This is a genomic window from Parabacteroides sp. PF5-6, from assembly GCF_029504695.1.
Lineage (GTDB): Bacteria > Bacteroidota > Bacteroidia > Bacteroidales > Tannerellaceae > QVMG01.
Map to the genome: position 1 here is coordinate 1 of NZ_JAQFIN010000007.1, position 16,334 is coordinate 16,334.

11 protein-coding genes and 1 rRNA gene are annotated in these 16,334 nt (G+C 51.3%); 9 read left to right on the top strand and 3 right to left on the bottom strand.

Annotated features, from left to right (window positions below; translation table 11 throughout):
* The 8 genes from rrf to M2133_RS09730 form a co-directional block, all read left to right on the top strand.
* Window positions 1–89, top strand: a 5S ribosomal RNA gene (gene rrf / locus M2133_RS09695); the annotation flags it as partial.
* A 589-nt stretch (window positions 90–678) separates the two neighbouring features.
* On the top strand, window positions 679–1,845 hold the full coding sequence (locus M2133_RS09700; RefSeq protein WP_277465929.1) for an efflux RND transporter periplasmic adaptor subunit: 1,167 nt from the start codon (window positions 679–681) through the stop codon (window positions 1,843–1,845).
* Window positions 1,842–6,302 carry a multidrug efflux RND transporter permease subunit gene (locus tag M2133_RS09705; protein ID WP_277465930.1) on the top strand — a complete coding sequence of 1,487 codons (4,461 nt, stop codon included), beginning with the start codon at window positions 1,842–1,844 and terminating at the stop codon, window positions 6,300–6,302. The genes M2133_RS09700 and M2133_RS09705 overlap by 4 nt, the downstream gene beginning before the upstream one ends.
* Window positions 6,303–6,546: 244 nt before the next feature.
* Complete coding sequence (gene metA / locus M2133_RS09710; RefSeq protein ID WP_277465931.1) at window positions 6,547–7,479, top strand: homoserine O-succinyltransferase; 933 nt, start codon at window positions 6,547–6,549, stop codon at window positions 7,477–7,479.
* A gap of 95 nt (window positions 7,480–7,574) precedes the next feature.
* Entirely contained in the window at window positions 7,575–9,404 is a 1,830-nt protein-coding gene (locus M2133_RS09715) for a U32 family peptidase (RefSeq protein WP_277465932.1), read from the top strand.
* A gap of 60 nt (window positions 9,405–9,464) precedes the next feature.
* Window positions 9,465–10,295 carry a peptidylprolyl isomerase gene (locus M2133_RS09720; protein ID WP_277465933.1) on the top strand — a complete coding sequence of 277 codons (831 nt, stop codon included), beginning with the start codon at window positions 9,465–9,467 and terminating at the stop codon, window positions 10,293–10,295.
* 70 nt (window positions 10,296–10,365) lie between these two features.
* The gene (locus M2133_RS09725) at window positions 10,366–10,920 is read left to right on the top strand and encodes an NAD(P)H-dependent oxidoreductase (protein WP_277465934.1); all 555 of its coding nucleotides are present in this window, start codon (window positions 10,366–10,368) and stop codon (window positions 10,918–10,920) included.
* A 40-nt stretch (window positions 10,921–10,960) separates the two neighbouring features.
* Entirely contained in the window at window positions 10,961–11,350 is a 390-nt protein-coding gene (locus tag M2133_RS09730) for a GtrA family protein (RefSeq protein WP_277465935.1), read from the top strand.
* Between the two features lie 64 nt (window positions 11,351–11,414).
* On the opposite strand, the gene M2133_RS09735 is transcribed toward M2133_RS09730, so the two are convergent.
* From M2133_RS09735 to M2133_RS09745, 3 genes are read right to left on the bottom strand one after another with little or no spacing between them, the layout of a single operon-like run.
* Window positions 11,415–12,140 carry an SDR family NAD(P)-dependent oxidoreductase gene (locus tag M2133_RS09735; protein ID WP_277465936.1) on the bottom strand — a complete coding sequence of 242 codons (726 nt, stop codon included), beginning with the start codon at window positions 12,138–12,140 and terminating at the stop codon, window positions 11,415–11,417.
* Window positions 12,141–13,262 (bottom strand): glycoside hydrolase family 43 protein, encoded by a 1,122-nt coding sequence (locus tag M2133_RS09740; RefSeq protein WP_277465937.1) that lies wholly within the window; start codon window positions 13,260–13,262, stop codon window positions 12,141–12,143. It lies immediately after the preceding gene.
* A gap of 21 nt (window positions 13,263–13,283) precedes the next feature.
* Entirely contained in the window at window positions 13,284–14,816 is a 1,533-nt protein-coding gene (locus M2133_RS09745; protein WP_277465938.1) for an ATP-binding protein, read from the bottom strand.
* Window positions 14,817–14,933: 117 nt separating this feature from the next.
* Here M2133_RS09745 and M2133_RS09750 point away from each other — a divergent pair, with 117 nt between their 5' ends.
* Window positions 14,934–16,289: a dipeptidase gene (locus M2133_RS09750; protein WP_277465939.1), complete on the top strand. Its 1,356-nt coding sequence runs from the start codon at window positions 14,934–14,936 to the stop codon at window positions 16,287–16,289.
* The last annotated feature ends 45 nt before the right edge of the window (window positions 16,290–16,334 follow it).

Below are 16,334 nucleotides of genomic sequence, written 5' to 3' on the forward strand. Positions count from 1 at the left end.
TCCACCTCTTCCCATTCCGAACAGAGAAGTTAAGCCTCACCACGCCGATGGTACTGCTCACAAGGTGGGAGAGTAGGTAGCTGCCGTTTTAAGTAGAAGAGCTTGTTTCCGAGAGGGGGCAGGCTCTTTTTGTTTTTAGAAATTCATAGGAATTCATAAGAGCTCATAGGAACTCATAAGAGCTCATAGGAATTCATAGGAGGCTTAGGAATCCTAGGACTCCTAGGAACCCTAGGGAATCCTAGGGATAGGAGGGCGGGCTTGCCTTTCTTATGAGTTCTTATGAGTTCTTATGAGTTCTTATGAGTTCTTATTCTTATGCTCTTATGAGTTCTTAGGATTGGGTTTTTAGTTAGGTTTTGTTGGGGGTTATTAGTAAAAAAAAAGATTTATCGTAAGGCTTTGGATAACATAATATTCCGTTTCGTTGTTATATGAATGAGAGGGGAGCCTAAAGGAGTGAGAGCAATAAAAGCGGTATTTTTACGCTAGTGTATCTGTATTAGGCTTTAGGTTGGAGTGAAGGGCTTAAGTTGTATTAGGCTTTAGGTTGGAGTAAAGGGCTTAAGTTGTATTAGGCTTTAGGTTGGAGTGAAGGGCTTAAGTTGTATTAGGCTTTAGGTTGGAGTGAAGGGCTTAAATTGTATTAGGCTTTAGGTTACAGTAAAAAGATTAAAAATGGTTACGAGTAAATTTTGGAGAGCAAACCTGTTTGGGCTTGTATGCTTATTGTTGGTCACTGGGTGCAAAAAGAAAGAAGAACCTCAACTTCCGATTGTTGTAGTAGATAAACCGGCAAAAGAGAATGTAGAGATTTACGGTGAGTACGTAGGGCGCATTCGTGCGGCCAGTTATGTAGAGATACATGCCCGGGTGGAAGGGTATCTGGAACGTATGCTTTTCGAAGAAGGAAAGCGTGTCAAGCGGAATGATCCTTTATTCATTATTAATTCGGCACCCTACAAAGCGCGTGTGGAGAAAGCCAAAGCGCAATTGAAAAAGAATGAAGCACAGGCGGCGAAAGCTAAGCGGGATGTCGAACGTTTGCGTCCGCTTTACGAGCAACATGCTGCCAGCCAGTTGGATCTGGATAATGCAACGGCGGAGTTGGAGAATGCCGAAGCCGAGATTGCCATGAGCCGGGCGGATCTGGATCAGGCGCAGTTGGAATTGGGTTATACCACGGTTACTTCCCCGATTTCCGGTTATATCAGTGAACGTTTAGTCGATATCGGCGCTTTGGTTGGCCCCGGGGTTAATTCGAAGCTGGCTGCTGTGGTTAAGAGTGATACCGTATTGGTAGATTTCAAGATGACCGCCTTGGACTACCTGCGTGCCGAGCGGCGGAATATCCGTTTTGGCGAGCAGGACACGACGCGTTCCTGGCAACCGACGGTGACCGTGACCTTAGCCGACGATACGGAATACCCCTTAAAAGGCTTTGTCGACTTTGCCGACCCGTTGGTCGATCCGCAGAGTGGTACTTTCGGTGTGCGCGCGGAGTTGGCTAATCCGGATCAGCGTCTGTTGCCCGGGCAGTTCACCCGCGTCAAGTTGTTGCTGGATGTGCGTGAGCGGGCGATAGTCGTTCCCCGCAAAGCCTTGTCGATAGAGAGTGGCGGTGCTTTTATTTATATTATCCGTCGGGATGATATTGCTGAGAAGCGCTTTGTGCAGACCGGCCCCGAGATCGGGAACAATGTCGTGGTCGAGCGTGGTCTGGGTGAAAACGAAAGTGTCGTGATCGAAGGTTACCATAAATTGACGCCGGGCATCAAAGTCCGTCCGGTTCATGCCGGAGACAAAGAAGCCATCGAACTATTGAAAGAGGAGGATCAGTTATGAAGCCGGGTTTCTTCATTGACCGTCCGGTCTTCTCGACTGTGCTTTCGATCTTGATTGTGGTTGTCGGCATTATCGGATTGGCGCTGTTGCCGATCGATCAGTATCCGCAGATCACTCCCCCGGTGGTCCGGATCAATGCGTCGTATTCGGGTGCCAGCGCTTTGACGGTATCGCAGGCCGTGGCTACCCCGATCGAGCAGGAGTTGAACGGTACGCCGGGCATGATCTATATGCAAAGCAGCAGTTCCAATTCCGGAGGATTGAGTATCACGGTTACCTTTGATGTTGCCACCAACCCCGATCTTGCTGCCGTTGAAATACAAAACCGAGTGAAGTTAGCCGAAAACCGCTTGCCTGCCGAGGTCGTACAGAACGGAATCACCATAGAGAAACAGGCGCCCAGCCAGTTGATGACCCTCAGCTTGATGTCCGACGATCCCAAATTCGACGAGATCTACCTCAGTAACTTTGCGACAGTGAATGTGTTGGATATCCTGCGCCGTATTCCTGGCGTGGGGCGAATCTCCAATGTCGGTAGCCGTTACTATGGTATGCAGATCTGGGTCTATCCTGATCGGTTGGCGAATATGGGTTTGACGGTGAAGGACCTGCAGAGTGCCTTGCTCGATCAGAACCGCGAGTCGGCTGCCGGAGAATTAGGAAAGCAGCCGGTATTGGATGTCGATATCACCTTGCCGATTACCGCTCCCGGCCGTCTTTCAACGGTTAAGGAGTTTGAAGATATTGTGGTGCGTGCCAATTCGGATGGGACGGTGGTGCGCTTGCGCGATGTCGCCCGTGTTTCCCTCGAAGCTTCTTCTTATTCTACCGAAAGTGGGATCAACGGGAAGAACGCCGCGATCCTGGGCATTTATATGTTGCCCGGCGCGAATGCGATGGAAGTGGCGGCCAACGTGAAAGCCGCCATGGAGGAGATCAGCCACAACTTCCCCGAAGGATTGGAGTACACGATTCCTTTCGACATGACGAAATACATCTCGCAGTCGATCCACGAAGTCTATAAAACGCTGTTCGAAGCTTTATTGTTGGTTATTCTCGTGGTCTTCCTGTCTCTGCAGAATTGGCGGGCAGCCCTGATTCCGACGATTGCCGTGCCTATTTCTCTGATCGGCACGTTTGGTTTTATGCTGATGATGGGCTTCTCGTTGAATATGCTGACTCTGCTGGGCTTGATTCTGGCTATTGGTATTGTGGTGGATGATGCGATAGTGGTGGTGGAGAATGTGGAACGGATCATGGAGACCGAGAAGCTACCCGCGCGCGAAGCCACGCATAAGGCCATGCGGGAGTTGACCGGCGCTTTGGTGGCCACTTCGTTGGTGTTGGCTGCCGTGTTTGTGCCCGTCAGCTTTCTGGGAGGGATTACAGGGCTTCTGTATCGGCAGTTCTCGGTGACGATTGTCGTTTCGGTCCTTCTGTCGACCGTTGTGGCTTTGACCCTGAGCCCGGCGATGTGTGCGATCCTGTTGAAACCTTCAACCGGGCGCAAGCCTATTGTTTTTGAAAAGATTAACCTCTGGTTAGCCCGCAGCAACGGATATTACGTCCGGATCTTACATCAACTGATCGCCCAGCCCCGCCGCGTACTGGCCGGGTTCGGGATGATCCTTGTCTTTATCTTTGTGTTGAACCGGATCTTGCCGACCAGCTTTATCCCCGAGGAAGATCAAGGCTTCTTCACGGTCGAACTGGAGATGCCCGAGGGCTCGACCCTGGAACGGACACGTCTGGTGACTGATCGGGCGATTGATTTTCTGATGCGTCAGCCGGCAGTTGCCTATGTGCAGAACGTGACCGGGAGCAGCCCGCGTGTCGGTACGTCGCAGGGGCGGGCGGCACTGACCGTTATCCTCAAACCCTGGGCCGACCGGAAATCTTCGGGCATGAAGGTGGAAGACGTGATGGATGTGGCGCGTAAAGAGTTTTATTACTATCCCGAGATCAAAGCGTATGTGAACCGTCCACCCGTCATTCCCGGATTGGGAGAGAGCGGGGGCTTGGAGATGCAGTTGGAAGCCCGGGGCAATGCGACCTGGCACAACCTGATCAGCGCCCGGGATACTTTCCTTTATTACGCATCGCTGGCTCCTGAATTACAAAGTGTTTCTTCTGCACTGCAATCGGATATCCCGCAATTGTATTTCGATGTCGATCGCGACCGGGCGAAAGCTTTGGGTATCCCCCTGTCGGATATATTCTCTACGATGAAAGCTTACCTGGGTTCCGTCTACGTCAATGATTTCAATATGATGAACCGGATCTACCGTGTCTATATCCAGGCGGAAGCTCCTTACCGGGCTACGCAAGATAATATCGGTTTGTTCTTCGTCCGCGCTTCGAATGGAACGATGGTTCCCCTGACGGCTTTAGGCAAAACTTCGTATACGACCGGACCGGGAACAATCAAGCGATTCAATATGTTTACCACCGCTTCGGTCAATGCCATGGCGGCACAAGGATATAGTACGGGCGAAGCGATGAACGCCATGGAACGTATCGCGCGCGAACATCTTCCGGAGAATATCGGCCTGGAGTGGAGCGGCTTGTCTTATCAGGAGAAGAAGGCGGATGGGCAAACGGGCTTTATCCTGGCTCTGGTGTTTCTTTTTGTTTTTCTGTTTCTGGCGGCGTTGTACGAGAGTTGGATCGTGCCGATTGCCGTACTGCTTTCGCTGCCCATTGCGACGCTGGGTGCTTACTTGGGGATCTGGGCGACGGGCTTGGAGAATGATGTGTATTTCCAGATCGGACTGGTCACTCTGATCGGTCTGGCGGCGAAGAATGCGATTCTGATCGTCGAGTTTGCCAAGATACAGGTCGATGCCGGTATGGATGTGACCCGGGCGGCGATTCAGGCGGCTCAGTTACGTTTCCGTCCGATTCTGATGACCTCGTTGGCCTTTATCCTGGGCATGGTGCCGTTGGTGATGGCCAGTGGACCGGGATCGGCTTCGCGACATAGCTTGGGAACCGGGGTGTTCTTCGGCATGATCCTGGCTGTTACGGTTGGGATCGTCATGGTTCCTTTCTTTTTTGTGTTGATCTATAAACTGAAAGGGCGGATACGGCTCAGACCGGTGCGTAAAGAGATCGGCATACTGTTGATCTTGTTGGCTGTTTCCTCTTGTAGTGTCGGAAAGCGTTATACCCGCCCGGATCTCGGTTTGCCGGCAGAAACCCTCTGGAGTGCCGATAGCGCTTCGGTGGCCGATCTGCCTTGGGAAAGCCTTTATCCCGATTCCGTTTTGCAAAGCTTGATACATAAAGCGTTGGAAAACAATAAAGATATGTTGATCGCCGCGGCTAAGATCAAAGAGATGGCGGCCGCCAAGCGCATCTCTTTCGCCAATCAGTTTCCAGAGGTCAATGCCAAACTCAATGCGCAAAAAGAGGAACTGAACTACGGCGGGCATAACGCCAAACCCGATCCGGAATACTCCGCCAAGCTCGCCCTCTCGTGGGAATTGGATTTCTTTGGCCGCTTGCGATGGGCCAACGCCGCCGCCCTGGCGCAATATATGCAGACGGTTGAAGCCCAGCGGGCATTGAAACTGACGCTTGTGGCGGAAGTGGCGACCAAATACTACGAACTGGCGGCGCTCGACCAGGAATTGTCCATCGTCGAACAAACCCTGGAAGCGCGGCGCGAAGCGGTGCGTTTAGCCAAATTGCGCTACGAAGGAGGACTGACTTCGCAGACTGCTTACAACCAAGCCGAGGTCGAGTTGGCCCGTACCGAAACCCTTCTTCCGGCGCTTCAGCGCGATATCGAGATCAAAGAGAACGACCTCTCGCTCTTATTGGGCGAATATAGCCATAAGATCCCCCGCAGCTATACGTTGGCGTATGGCTCCTTGCCCGATACCTTGCCGATGGGATTGTCTTCTTCGCTTTTGCAGCGCCGTCCGGATATTCGGGCTGCCGAGCAACAGTTGCGCGCCGCCAATGCCCGGGTGGGAGTGGCGCAAGCGGAGATGTTTCCCCGCATCAGCCTGACCGGTAACCTGGGTATCGAGAGCGATGAATTGGGTAATTTACTGAAAAGCCCCGCTTGGTTCATTGCCGGTGACCTGTTGCAACCGGTTTTTGGCATGGGAAAGAACCGTGCCCGTGTCAAAGCCGCCCAAGCACAGTACGAGCAAGAAGTCTATAGCTACCAAAAGACCGTATTGGCCGCCTTCCGGGAGGTCAATAACGCCTTGGTGACCCATCGCAAGATCAAAGAAATCCGCCGTTCCCGCTCCCGCCTGTTGGATGCCGCCGATACCTATATATACATGGCACAGCTGCAGTATATCAACGGAATCACGAACTATATCGACGTGCTCGACGCCCAACGTGGCCTCTTCGATGCCCGCATTGGCCTGAACAATGCCGTGCTCGACGAGCAACTCTCCGTGATTTATCTCTACAAGGCACTGGGAGGAGGGTTTTGACCGGCTTTTTTTGTTTAGAGGTACCTCAAAAATAATTTTGAGGTACCTCTAAACGGATTTAGACGTACCTCAAAACAAATTTAGACGTACCTCAAAAATGTTTTTGACGTACCTCTAAATTATTTTTCCTGCCGGACTACCCGAAAATCTCCTCATCCCTCATTTTTTACTGCTCACTCTTTTCACTCTCTTTGATTCCTGTTCGGCTTTCACTATCTTTGCATGGAATCAAACGCGCACCATTATGCCATTAAATGTACAGGAAAATCTGCCGGCAATCGAACTGCTAAAAGAGGAACATATCTTTGTGATGGACTCGCTTCGGGCGGCGACTCAGGATATTCGTCCGTTACGGGTTGTTGTGTTGAACCTGATGCCGTTGAAGATCACGACTGAGACCGATCTGATCCGGTTGTTGAGTAACACCCCGCTTCAGGTCGAGATGGAGTTTATGAAGATCAAAGGACATACTTCAAAGAATACACCGATCGAACACATGCAGGCGTTCTACAAAAACTTCGAGGATATGGCCGATGACTACTACGATGGCATGATTATCACCGGGGCACCGGTGGAACTGCTGCCTTTCGAAGAAGTGCATTATTGGGAAGAACTGCAGACGATCTTCAACTGGGCGCGCACGCATGTGACCTCGACGCTCTATATCTGCTGGGCGGCACAGGCGGGGCTTCACCATTTCTACGGCGTACCCAAGTATGAACTGCCAGCGAAGAAATTCGGGGTCTTCCGTCATACGCTGCGCGAACCTTATGTGCCGATCTTCCGGGGCTTCGACGAGGAATTCTTCGTGCCCCACAGCCGGCATACGGAGATCCGCCGGGAAGATATCCTCAAAGTGCCCGAACTGAAGTTGCTTGCCGAGAGCGAAGAAGCGGGCGTGGCGATCGTCATGTCGCGTGGCGGCCGTGAATTCTATGCCACGGGCCATTCCGAATACTCCCCTTACACCTTGAACGACGAGTATATGCGCGACCTGGCCAAAGGCCTACCCATCCAGGTGCCCAAGAACTACTACCGCAACGACAATCCGGCCGAAGGCCCTGTCGTGCGCTGGCGTGGCCACGCCAATCTCCTGTTCACCAACTGGCTGAATTACTATGTCTATCAAGAGACGCCGTTCGATCGGGGAGATATACGGTTTTTGAAAGAATTATGAAAGAATTAGGAACTCATAAGAGCTCATAAGAGCTCATAAGAATTCCTATGAGCTCCTATGAATTCCTATGAATTCCTAAGATTCCTAAAACAAAAATGAAGCAACACCATAAAATAGAACTCCTCTCCCCAGCCAAGGACCTGGCCACCGGCCAGGAAGCCATCCTGCATGGGGCGGATGCCGTGTATATCGGGGCGCCGCGGTTTAGTGCGCGCTCGGCAGCCGGCAATTCGGTGGAGGATATCCGGGCGCTTTGCGACTTTGCGCACCGGTATGATGCAAGGGTGTATGTGGCGCTTAATACCATCCTTTTTGACGATGAAATGGAGGAAACCGAACGGTTGATCTGGGAATTATACCGTGCCGGGACCGATGCACTGATCGTGCAGGACATGGGCATTACGCAATTGAATCTGCCGCCAATCCCGTTGCACGCCAGTACGCAGATGGATAACCGGACGCCGGAGAAGGTGCGGTTCCTCGAAGAGGTCGGCTTCCGGCAGGTGGTGTTGGCCCGCGAATTATCATTGGCCGAGATCGAAGCGATTGCGAAAGAGACCTCGGTTGCCCTGGAAGCCTTTGTGCATGGGGCTTTGTGTGTGAGTTATAGCGGACAGTGCTACCTGAGCGCTGCCGTCGGCGGACGCAGTGCCAACCGGGGCGAGTGCGCGCAATACTGCCGTTTGCCCTATACGATGGTCGATGCCGACGGGCGGACGATCGTTTCGGGCAAGCACCTGTTGTCGCTCAAAGATATGAACCGCTCCGCTGACCTGGAGCAGATGCTCGATGCCGGGATCGCTTCGTTTAAGATCGAAGGACGGTTGAAGGATGTGTCGTATGTCAAGAATATCACGGCCTACTACCGGCAGAAATTGGATGCGATCTTTGCCCGGCGACCGGAATACGGGCGGACTTCGTCGGGACGGTCTACCTATACCTTCGAGCCAGTGCCCGAGAAGAGTTTCAACCGCGGATTCACTTCTTACCTCTTACATGGGAAAGATCCGGATATCACCTCTTTCGATACGCCCAAGTCGATCGGTGAGCCCGTCGGCAAGGTGAAAGAGATCAAAGGGCAGTCGTTCACCGTTGCCGGCCTCAAACCCATCCATAATGGCGATGGATTGGCCTTTTTTAACGCCCGGGGCGAGTTGGAGGGTTTCCGGGTGAACCGTGCCGAGGCCAACCGCATCTATCCGATGGACCGTCCGGCGCTGAAGCCCAAGACCTTGCTTTACCGTAACCTGGATCATGCCTTCTCGGCCTTGTTATCCAAGCCTTCGGCAGAGAGGAAGATCGCAGTCGAGATCGAGTTGGGAGAGAACCCGACCGGATTCACCCTGGTGATGACCGACGAGACGGATGCCCGTATCATACTCCCCTGGCCCTTTGAAAAAGAACCGGCCAAACGCGATCAGACAGAAAATATCCGTACCCAGTTGACGAAGCTGGGCAACACCCCTTTCGAGGCATCGGAGGTGAAGATCACCTTTTCGCACCATTGGTTTGTGCCTTCTTCGGTCTTGGCCGAGATGCGCCGGGTCGGGGTCGAACGCCTGTTGGAAGTCAGAAAGATCCGATTCCATCGGGAATGGGTGAAGCCGCAGACGTATCGGAACCCGACTGTTTTCACCGGAAAAATACTCACTTACCTGGGTAATGTGGCGAATAAACAGGCAGAAGCCTTCTACGAGGCGCATGGGGTGGAGCAGATCAGTCCGGCTTTCGAACGGATGCCGCAGAAGGATGTGCCTTTGATGTTCACCAAGCATTGCCTGCGCTACAGCTTGGGCTGGTGTCCGGTCTGGCAGAAGGAAAAGTCGCCCTACAAAGAACCGTATTACCTCCTGTACAAGGACACGCGGCTGCGGCTTGACTTTGATTGCGGGCGTTGCGAGATGAAAATTTATCGGGAAGGGTAAACATTACGATCAGAAATGATTAGTTTTGTGGGGAATGGAAAAACTTAAAAATTAAATCTTATGAAAAACCTTCTTTCCCTTTTGGTCTTATTGATCCTGATGACCGGTTGTGCGCAGAAGCAGAAACCATTGGATCCCAACAAACCGGTGTATGTGACCGTGAAAACTTCGATGGGCGATGTGACCGTCGTGCTCTACGACGACACCCCGTTGCACAAGGACAACTTTATCAAACTCTGCCAGGAGAATACCTACGACGGCGTATTGTTTCATCGCATCGTCAAAGACTTTGTCGTGCAAGGCGGCGACCCGAAGAGCAAAGAACGCGAAGAGGGTGTGCGCTACGGTAGCTACAGCGGTGGATATACGGTCCCTGCAGAGATTCTGCCGCATTACTTCAACAAACGCGGTGTGCTTTTGGATGCCAAGAAAGGCGACGATACGAATCCCGAACGGGCTTCGGCCGGTACGCAGTTCTGTTTTATGCAGGGCAAGGTGATGACCGACGAAGAACTGAACGCTGCCGAAGTACGCATCAATGATATCCGCCGCAACTGGCTCTATCACAAGATTAAAAAGGAACTGATCGAAGCCAATGCCTCTTTGGCGGAAGAAGCCAACGCCGAATTGCTCGAGACAGAAGTATCTGTTAAACTAATGGATACGCTGGAAGACTTGGGCCCGTATGTGATCCCGGAAGACCGCCGGGAGGTCTACCGCACGATCGGTGGCGCCCCGCATCTGGACGGATCGGTCACGATCTTCGGCGAGGTAGTCGAAGGGCTGGATGTCGTCGAAAAGATGTCACTGGTTGAAACCGAAGGTGCCGAACACTTCAACTGGCCCAAAGAGCCCGTCTGGGTCATCTCGACCAAGGTCTTCCAGAAATAAGCTTGCATTCTTCTAAATCTTTTTAACCTCTTCCATTGTTGTACTATAAGAATAACTTAATGGAAGAGGAATGAAACATATTGCCATTATATCAGCAAGCATACGGGAAGGCCGATTGAGCCATCGCGTAGCCCTTTTTATCAAGAAGTATATCGAGGATAACCGTTTGGCAACGGTAGAGGTATTGGATTTGAAAGCCTATAACTTCCCTTTGTTTACGGAGCGATTGATGTATCAGACACATCCTTCGGCGGAGGTCTTGGATTATGCCGAGCGTTTCAACCGGGCGGATGGGATCATTGTGGTCTCTCCGGTGTATAATGCCAGCTTCCCGGCGGCGTTGAAGAATGTGATCGACCTGTTGGTGACGGAATGGAAAGACAAGGTTGTGGCCGTCTCTTCGGTGACCTACGGCACGAACGCGGGCATTACGACGGTGATGGATCTGCAGTCCCTGTTATTGAGGCTGGGCGCTTTGGTTATCCCGGCTTCTTTCACGGCCTTGAATGCCGGCAACGAATACGATGAGCAGGGCAATGCCGAAGCGCCGGAAGTGGCCGACCGAAGGATCAAAGGCTTTGTCGATCAATTGCTACGATTGATCGTTCAGACACAAGGGGAATAATCCCTATCTTTGCCTCCTCAATGGGCATAAGAGAAGAGCAATGAAAGAATCGGTGCGTGTGGTGCGCTTTATGATTATCGGTACGTTGAACGCGCTGATCACGGCTGCCGTCATCTGGCTGATGATGGATGTGGTGCGTTCTAACTATCTCTGGGCAAATGTGGTGGCCTATGTCGTGGCTCAGGTGCATAATTTCTTTTGGAGTAAGTATTGGATCTTCGGGGCTGCCCGGGGACGTTTCGTGCGTGAGGTACCTTTGTTTCTCATCGCTTTTGGCTGTGCTTATGGGGCGCAGTTCTTGGCGCTGCTTTTGATGGTCGAGGGTTTGGGGATGAATGAATACCTGGCGCAGTTCCTGGGCTTGTTTGTTTATGGGGCTGTTAATTTTGTGATGAATCGAAAGGTGACTTTTAAGGGGAAAGGGGTTTAAGGGGATTAAGGGGTCCAAGGGGCTTAAGGCTTATCCCTTAAACCCCTTGGACCCCTTAATCCCCTTAGCTCTTAATTCTTAGCCTTTCCCATAGCCAGCCCGGAATCATCCGCCAAAAGAATACCAGAATCCGATAGCGCCAATCGATCACGATGCGGCGCTTTTTTCGTAACAGGGCTTTGACAATGGCCTGGGCAACCCGCTCAGGTTGCATCAATATCGGATAGCGGTCGTCTTTCAAGAGGTCAGTTTGCACGAAACCGGGGCGAATGTCGGTGAAATGGATTGTTTTGTGATTCATCCGGGTCAATTGGGCCAAGGCATCGACGTAGATGTTCTGGTATCGCTTGGTGGCGGAATAGGAGGGGGCAGCACCCAATCCCTGGGTTCCGGCGATGGAACTGATCACGGCGATATGTCCGCCGCCTTGTTTCTCAAAGTAATGATAAGCGGCAAGCACCATCCGGGTGAAACCCATGGCGTTGGTTTCTATTGTGGCTAATTCGATGGCCGGATCGAGCGTCGGGTTCTGTTTGCCGATGCCTGAGCTAAGCAGGAAAAGATCCATTCCCCCTAATTTCTCGATCAAATGGGATAAATGGGCAGGAGCGTCTGCCGAGGTGATATCGATGGGTTGCGTTTGGAACCGCTCCGGGTCGGTGGCACGAAGCGCTTCCAGGCGGTCGGCTCGTCGTCCGGCAAGGCCTACATGCCAGCCTTGTTGGTGGAACAATTTAGCCACTTCCAGACCGATACCGGAAGTGGCTCCTATGATAATGATTCGTTTCATTTAGGGAATGGTTTGCGGTTGGGTGTTCGGACCGTGGATGATGAGTTTACCCTCCGACGTGATCTCCATCGGGTCGATAAAGACGACGCGGTCTTCTCCCGTTTGGGTTGTGCGAGCATGATATACATGAAGCTTCTGACCATCTTCCAGGTAAAGAACCATCCCGTGTCCGGTGCCGGTCACATCGCCTCCCTTTTCCACATTCTTTTCCAGTACCGGGTTATTATCTGCTTTCCGAAACGGACCCAACGGATTTTGGCTTGTGGCATAACCCACGGCATAGTTTGCTCCGCCAAAGAAATTGGCCGAGTACAACATATAATACGTATCGCCTTCTTTGATCAGGAAAGAACCTTCGGTCCAGCGGCGGTTTACTTCCTGCGACGTGACCGAGCGGCTTTCCCATTCCGCCTGTTGGTCGTCCATCCGGACAGGCGGACGAAGCAAGAGTACCGGTTCACCGATCACCCCGCTGAAATCCGGCTTGAGCTCCACGCCATAGATCCAACTTTCCTCGATTTCATCGAACCAACCTTTGGCTTTTGCCCAGTCGGCCACTTCGCTTTCGACCGGATGTTTATAGCAACAGCGGGAGTAATAGAGATATACTTTACCGTTTTCATCGTCGAAATAGAGGTTCGCGTCGATGATCGGATAACCCGGATCGAATAGCGGGCCGCCGTTCATCTCCCGGAAAGGGCCGGTCGGTTGGTCGGCTACGGCTACTCCGATGCGGAACATTTCCAGTTCGTTGGTCGGATTGTTTTTCCAGTTTGCGCTATACCATATATAATACTTGCCGTTCCTTTCGTACACTTCGGGTGCCCAGAAGCAGTCGACCGTCCAGGAATCGGCGGTCGCTCCGGTATAGACCAGTCCTTCGTCGTTCCAATCTTTCAGGTTGTCGGAAGAATAGGCGCGGAATCCGTTGGGCTCCGACGTGCCGTACATATAAAACTTGCCGTCGGAAGCTTTCAAGATGAAAGGGTCGCCGAACTTCACCGGCAGAGGATTCCGGAATGAATACGTCTTTGCGTCGGAGGCTGAATCTGTCTGCTTTGATTTACCCGAGCATCCTGCCAATAAGAGTATCGAAAGGCAGAAAAAGAATACATTTCTCATGTGGAGTTTGTTTTTGTTTGTTTAAATATAAGAGATAACAGCGTCTTTCAGTCGCGACGCCGTATACGGTTTCAATACGATATCGTTGCACCCCGCTTTTAGCGCTTTTTCCTGCGCGGTGTAGTTGCCGTATTCGGTGAAAGCGATGATTGGGGTGGTGAAGGAAAGATCCCGTATTCTTTTCACAAAGTTCAAGCCGTCGATAACCGGACTGGAGACATGCACCATCAACAATTCGGGTGAAAGAGAAAGATATTTCTCCAGTCCTTCTTCTTTATCGTTGATTTTCAAAATAATATATTCATTACTCAGAACTGTGTGGATCGGCCCGAAATCCAATTCGTCGAAGCCGATAGCCAGGATCTTCTTCCGGTGTAGCGACTCCTGAGGTTGAACCTGTTCGTCAGGTGGTAGTGGCTGGGCTTCCTCTGCTTCTTTCATGGTTTGCCGCAACGGTATACGGAAGAAGAACGTACTGCCCTGTCCGAAAACAGAGGTAGCGCCGATCTCTCCGCCCAGATGCTCAACCAGGCTTTTGGAAATAGCCAGTCCCAGTCCTGTGCCTTGTGTGAAGTTGTCTAACTTTTCAAAGCGTTCAAAAACATACGGTAACTTGTCTTCGGTTATACCCGTTCCGGTGTCGGTGACGGAAATCGTATAGGTATTGTCTTTCTCTATTTTCATTTGCAACGTGATGCTGCCCTCGAAGGTATGTTTGGCTGCGTTGGACAAGAAGTTGTGCACGACCTGTCGTATGCGGTTGGGATCGGTATAGGTGTAGATCTCTTCCGGCGGCAGGAGCAAATGAAGCTCCACTTCCGGTTTCATTTTGATCTTTTGCACTTCGAAAATCTCTTTCAACAGCTCGTTCAGCTCGGTGTGTTGCAGGTTGATCTCGATCCGGCCCGACTCAATGCGGGAGATATCCAGGATGTCGTTGATCAGTTGAAGCAATAATTCGTTGTTCTTGCGGATAATGGCGATGATCTCCTCTTTTTCGCCGAAGAACTCATCGGAAGCCAGGATCTCAGAGAAGCCCACAATGGCGTTCAGCGGGGTACGGATCTCATGGCTCATATTCGCTAAAAAGGACGATTTCATCAGGTTTGCTTCCTGCCGTTTGCGGATATCGACCAACTCATCCATACGCCTGATCCGGTCGCCGATGTCTTGGATCAAAGCCAATACCAGATTATCTTTGTAGGGCACGAGACGCGCCTGGTAATAGAAACGTAGACCTTTCAGGTCCACGTGGTATTCCAATTCCCGCAACTGCCCATCGGCCAGGCATTGATGAATCGTGTGAATAATTAATTCACTGACTTCCGGCGAATAGATAATCCGGGCATCCATGCCGACCAACTCTTTCATGCTGTGGAAGAGCTTCATGCTCTCCGGCATGTACACCTCGCGCAGGAAGAATTGATCGTCGAAAACAAAGATGAAACCAGGCAACGACTCTATAATTGCGTTACACCGTTGCGTTAGTTGCCGCATCTCTTCCGAATGCGTAAAATCAGTTCCCGGAACTGAAGGGCCTTGTGTTGAATCCATTGAAAATTATGGCTTTTGAATGTGCGCGTCACAAAGATAATTTAAAAGTTAAACCTGATCTATAAGTAATCTTACTTTTTTTGTGTAAGTTTGCCTAAACTAAATATAGATAATGCCATGTCAGTAAAATCTTACATTGAATCTAACAAAGAACGTTTCTTAGAAGAATTATTTTCTTTAATCAGTATCCCCTCCATTAGCGCCAAGCAGGAACATAAACCGGATATGGAGGCTTGTGCCCGTCGCTGGACCGAAGTATTGCTTTCGTCCGGTGCCGATCGTGCTGTGGTGATGCCGACTAAAGGCCATCCGGTAGTCTATGGCGAGCGCATGATCTCTCCGGATCTGCCGACCGTTCTGGTTTATTCGCATTACGATGTGATGCCGGTCGAGCCGTTGGAGTTGTGGAAAAGTGATCCTTTTCAGCCGGAGATCCGCGACGGTCGTATCTGGGCACGTGGAGCCGACGACGATAAAGGCCAGGCGATGATGCAGGTGAAAGGTTTCGAAACCGCCATCAAAGAAGGGCTGTTGAAGTGTAATGTGAAATTTATTTTCGAAGGAGAAGAAGAGATAGGTTCACCCAGTCTGGAAGATTTCTGTAAAGAAAACAAAGAATTGTTGAAAGCCGATATCATCCTGGTTTCCGACACCAGTATGGTAAGTCCCGATATCCCTTCCCTGACCACCGGTCTGCGTGGCTTGGCCTATTGGGAGATCGAAGTGACGGGCCCGAACCGGGATTTACATTCCGGCCATTTCGGAGGCGCAGTGGCTAACCCAATCAACGTATTGTGTAAGTTAATGGCGGATATTCAGGATGCCGACGGACGTATCACTATCCCCGGCTTCTACGATGATGTGCAGGAACTGTCTCCTGTCGAACGGGATATGATCGCGCAGATCCCCTTCGATGAAGAAAAGTATAAAAAGGCTATCGATGTGAAGGAATTACGCGGTGAAAAGGGCTATTCTACGTTGGAGCGTAACAGTTGCCGTCCGACTTTCGACCTTTGTGGGATCTGGGGAGGATATACCGGCGAGGGCAGTAAGACCGTACTCCCTTCGAAAGCGTATGCCAAGATGTCGACCCGCCTGGTGCCGCATCAGGACTACCGGAAGATCATCACACTGATGGAAGAGTATATCGCGCGTGTAGCCCCCGCTTATGTGACCGTCAAGATCCGTCCGACGCATGGCGGACAGGGGTATGTTTGTCCGATCGATATCCCGGCTTATCAGGCGGCCGAGCGGGCGATGGAAACCGCTTTCGGAAAGAAACCGCTGGCTGTTCGCCGCGGAGGAAGTATTCCTATCATTGCTACGTTCGAAGAAGTATTAGGTTTGAAAACCATCCTGATGGGCTTTGGCCTGGAAGAAAACGGTATCCATTCCCCGAACGAAAGCTGCCGTTTGGACTTCTTCTATAAAGGAATCGAATCGGTTGCCGAGTTCTATCGGGAATTTAAATGAAAATATCGTCTCTATTTATAGTAGATTCACTATTTAATTAAAAGA

What these genes read in the sequence shown, in the direction of transcription:
- M2133_RS09700 (WP_277465929.1), top strand. Translation starts at nt 679, where the DNA reads ATGGTTACGAGTAAATTTTGGAGAGCAAACCTGTTTGGGCTTGTATGC.
- M2133_RS09705 (WP_277465930.1), top strand. Translation starts at nt 1,842, where the DNA reads ATGAAGCCGGGTTTCTTCATTGACCGTCCGGTCTTCTCGACTGTGCTT.
- metA (WP_277465931.1), top strand. Translation starts at nt 6,547, where the DNA reads ATGCCATTAAATGTACAGGAAAATCTGCCGGCAATCGAACTGCTAAAA.
- M2133_RS09715 (WP_277465932.1), top strand. Translation starts at nt 7,575, where the DNA reads ATGAAGCAACACCATAAAATAGAACTCCTCTCCCCAGCCAAGGACCTG.
- M2133_RS09720 (WP_277465933.1), top strand. Translation starts at nt 9,465, where the DNA reads ATGAAAAACCTTCTTTCCCTTTTGGTCTTATTGATCCTGATGACCGGT.
- M2133_RS09725 (WP_277465934.1), top strand. Translation starts at nt 10,366, where the DNA reads ATGAAACATATTGCCATTATATCAGCAAGCATACGGGAAGGCCGATTG.
- M2133_RS09730 (WP_277465935.1), top strand. Translation starts at nt 10,961, where the DNA reads ATGAAAGAATCGGTGCGTGTGGTGCGCTTTATGATTATCGGTACGTTG.
- M2133_RS09735 (WP_277465936.1), bottom strand. Translation starts at nt 12,140, where the DNA reads ATGAAACGAATCATTATCATAGGAGCCACTTCCGGTATCGGTCTGGAA.
- M2133_RS09740 (WP_277465937.1), bottom strand. Translation starts at nt 13,262, where the DNA reads ATGAGAAATGTATTCTTTTTCTGCCTTTCGATACTCTTATTGGCAGGA.
- M2133_RS09745 (WP_277465938.1), bottom strand. Translation starts at nt 14,816, where the DNA reads ATGGATTCAACACAAGGCCCTTCAGTTCCGGGAACTGATTTTACGCAT.
- M2133_RS09750 (WP_277465939.1), top strand. Translation starts at nt 14,934, where the DNA reads ATGTCAGTAAAATCTTACATTGAATCTAACAAAGAACGTTTCTTAGAA.